2 protein-coding genes are annotated in these 3816 nt (G+C 71.0%); one reads left to right on the forward strand and one right to left on the reverse strand.

Going from position 1 to position 3816, the window contains the following annotated elements:
• Nucleotides 1-55 precede the first annotated feature (55 nt).
• A complete protein-coding gene (lysS, locus tag ABTZ17_RS36475) occupies nt 56-1789 on the reverse strand; it encodes a lysine--tRNA ligase (protein WP_352200121.1) in 1734 nt (577 codons plus the stop codon).
• Between the two features lie 212 nt (nt 1790-2001).
• Here lysS and argS point away from each other — a divergent pair, with 212 nt between their 5' ends.
• Nucleotides 2002-3771 carry an arginine--tRNA ligase gene (gene argS / locus ABTZ17_RS36480; protein WP_352200122.1) on the forward strand — a complete coding sequence of 590 codons (1770 nt, stop codon included), beginning with the start codon at nt 2002-2004 and terminating at the stop codon, nt 3769-3771.
• The last annotated feature ends 45 nt before the right edge of the window (nt 3772-3816 follow it).

Here is a 3816-nt window from a genome sequence, read left to right on the forward strand (position 1 = left end):
GGCCCCGGGAGAACACCCCGGGGCCGGCGGCCCTCCGTCACGCGTGGCGCGGACGTCAGCCCGCGAGCAGCTTGCGGACCCGGTCCGCGCCGACCGCCAGCAGCAGCGTGGGCAGGCGGGGGCCGGTCTCGCGGGTCACGAGCAGGCGGTAGAGCAGGGCGAAGAACTCGCGCTGGGCGACCTTCAGCTCGGGGGTGGGCTTGGCCTCCGGGTCCAGGCCGGCCATGACCTTCGGGACGCCGTAGACCAGGGTGGTCAGGCCGTCCAGGGACCAGTGCGAGTCCAGGCCCTCCAGCAGCAGCTCCAGGGAGCGGCGGCCGTCGGCGTCCAGGGAGGCGAGCAGCTCGGTGTCGGGCTCCTCGCGGACCAGGGTGCGCTGGTCGGCCGGGACCTGGGTGGTGATCCAGTTCTCGGCGCGGTCCAGGCGCGGGCGGACCTCGTCGAGGGAGGTCAGCGGCTCGGACGGGTCCAGGTCGTGGAGGATCCGCAGGGTCTGCTCGTCGTGGCCGGCGGTGATGTCCACGACGGAGGCGAGGGTGCGGTACGGCAGCGGGCGCGGGGTCCGCGGCAGCTCCACGGCGGCGGTGCGGACGGCCCGGGAGTGCGCGGCGGCGTCGGCGGGCAGCACGGAGCCGTCGGCGACCTTGGCCTCCAGCTTGTCCCACTCGTCGTACAGCCGCTGGATCTCCTGGTCGAAGGCGATCTTGAAGGACTGGTTGGGGCGGCGGCGGGCGTACAGCCAGCGCAGCAGCTGCGGCTCCATGATCTTCAGGGCGTCGCCGGGGGTGGGGACCCCGCCCTTGCTGGAGGACATCTTGGCCATGCCGCTGATGCCGACGAAGGCGTACATCGGGCCGATCGGCTGCTCCCCGCCGAAGAGGTGCACGATCTGGCCGCCGACCTGGAAGGAGGAGCCCGGGGAGGAGTGGTCCACGCCGGAGGGCTCGAAGACGACGCCCTCGTAGGCCCAGCGCATCGGCCAGTCGACCTTCCAGACCAGCTTGCCGCGGTTGAACTCGCTGAGGCGGACCGTCTCGGTGAACTCGTCCTCGGTGCAGACGTAGGTCATCTCGGTGGTCTCGTCGTCGTAGGAGACGACCTTGGTGAAGTCCTTGTTGCAGGCCCCGCAGTACGGCTTGTACGGGAAGTACTCGGCCCCCTCGGCGCTGCCGTCGTCCTCGCCGGCCGCGCCGGAGCCCTCGGCGGCCTCCAGCTCGGCCTCGTCCACCGGCTTCTGCGACTTCTTCGCGGCCTTGGGCTTGGTCCGGTACTGGGCGAGCACGGCGTCGATGTCGCCGCGGTGCTTCATCGCGAACAGGACCTGCTCGCGGTAGACGCCCGAGGTGTACTGCTCGGTCTGGCTGATGCCGTCGTACTCGACGCCCAGCTCGGCCAGCGCCTCGGTCATGGCGGCCTTGAAGTGCTCGGACCAGTTCGGGTGCGGGGAGCCCTCGGGGGCCGGTACGGCGGTCAGCGGCCGGCCGATGTGCTGCGCGTGGCTCTCCTCGGTGACGCCGGGGATGCCCTTGGGGACCTTGCGGTAGCGGTCGTAGTCGTCCCAGGAGATCAGGTGCCGGACCTCGTGGCCGCGGCGGCGGATCTCGTCGGCGACCAGGTGCGGGGTCATGACCTCACGGAGGTTGCCGAGGTGGATGGGGCCGGAGGGGGACAGGCCGGAGGCGACGACGACCGGTTTGCCCGGGGCACGACGCTCCGCCTCGGCGATGACCTCGTCCGCGAAACGGGAGACCCAGTCGGTCTCGGTGGTGCTCTGGGCGCTCTGAGCCACGACACGTCCTTCTGCTCGGTTTCTGGCTGGGAACATTCTCCCAGACGGAACCGCGCCGTCCGGGGTTGCCCGGCGGAGGGCACCTTCGGTCCCGGTCGGCCCCGCCGGCCTGGGGGCCGCTTATCCCTTCGGGTCGGCCGCACCCCCCGTGGGATACTCGTAGCGCTTCACGTACGCACGCCCACGCAGCACTCTCACAGGAACGGCAGCCCATGGCCTCGGTCCCTTCCCTCGCTTCTTCCGTCCACGCGCGTCTCGCGTCCGCCCTCGTCTCCGCCCTGCCGGAGGCCGGTGCGGCCGACCCGCTGCTGCGACGAAGCGACCGGGCCGACTTCCAGGCCAACGGCATCCTGGCCCTCGCGAAGAAGGCCAAGGCCAACCCGCGCGAGCTGGCGACGAAGGTCGTGGACGGCCTGGACGCCGGTGACCTGCTGAAGGAGGTCGAGGTCTCCGGCCCCGGCTTCCTCAACATCACCGTCTCCGACAAGGCGATCATCGAGACCCTGGCGGCCCGCGCCGCGGACGCCCGGCTCGGCGTGCCGCTGAACGGGTCCGCGGGCACCACCGTCATCGACTACGCGCAGCCGAACGTGGCCAAGGAGATGCACGTCGGCCACCTGCGGTCGGCCGTCATCGGCGCGGCGATGGTGGAGATCCTGGAGTTCACCGGCGAGAAGGTGGTCCGCCGGCACCACATCGGGGACTGGGGCACCCAGTTCGGCATGCTGATCCAGTACCTGCTGGAGCACCCGCACGAGCTGGACCACAAGGCCGCCGACGCGGCGGGCGAGGCCGCCGGCGAGGAGGCCATGTCCAACCTGAACCGTCTGTACAAGGCCTCGCGGGTGCTCTTCGACTCCGACGAGGAGTTCAAGACCCGGGCCCGCGCCCGCGTCGTGGACCTCCAGGCCGGGGACCCGGAGACGCTGGCCCTGTGGCAGCGGTTCGTGGACGAGTCGAAGATCTACTTCTACTCGGTCTTCGACAAGCTGGACATGGACATCCAGGACGTGGACGTGGTCGGCGAGTCCGGCTACAACGACATGCTCGTGGAGACCTGCGAGCTGCTGGAGGAGTCGGGCGTCGCGGTCCGTTCCAACGGCGCCCTGTGCGTGTTCTTCGACGAGTACAAGGGCCCGGACGGGCAGCCCACCCCGCTGATCGTGCGGAAGTCGGACGGCGGCTTCGGCTACGCGGCCACCGACCTCTCGGCGATCCGGGACCGGGTCGGCAAGCTGGGCGCGGACACCCTGATCTACGTGGTGGACGCCCGGCAGTCCCTGCACTTCAAGATGGTCTTCGAGACGGCCCGCCGGGCCGGGTGGCTGACCGAGGGCACCCAGGCCGTGCAGCTGGCCTTCGGCACCGTCCTCGGCAAGGACGGCAAGCCCTTCAAGACCCGCGAGGGCGAGACGGTCCGCCTGGTGGACCTCCTGGACGAGGCGGTGGAGCGGGCCGCGTCCGTGGTCCGCGAGAAGGCCCAGGACCTCACGGAGCAGGAGATCGCCGAGCGGGCCGCGCAGGTGGGCATCGGTGCCGTGAAGTACGCGGACCTGTCGACCTCGGCGGCCCGGGACTACAAGTTCGACCTGGACCAGATGGTGTCGCTGACGGGTGACACCTCGGTGTACCTCCAGTACGCCTACGCGCGGATCCAGTCGATCCTGCGCAAGGCCGGCGAGGCCGCGCCGGTGGCGCACCCGGAACTGGAGCTGGCCCCGACCGAGCGTGCCCTCGGCCTGCACCTGGACGGCTTCGGTGAGCTGATCGCGGAGGCGGCCTCCGAGTACGCCCCGCACAAGCTGGCCGCGTACCTGTACCAGCTGGCCTCGCTGTACACGTCCTTCTACGCGGAGTGCCCGGTCCTCAAGGCCGACACGACCGAGCAGGTCGAGAACCGTCTGTTCCTGTGCGACCTGACCGCCCGGACGCTCACCAAGGGCATGTCCCTCCTGGGCATCCGCACCCCCGAGCGCCTCTGACGCTCCCCCGCCCGCACACGGCCGCGGCCCCTCCCCCACCCGGGG

This window comes from Streptomyces sp. NPDC097619 (assembly GCF_040302735.1).
GTDB lineage: Bacteria > Actinomycetota > Actinomycetes > Streptomycetales > Streptomycetaceae > Streptomyces.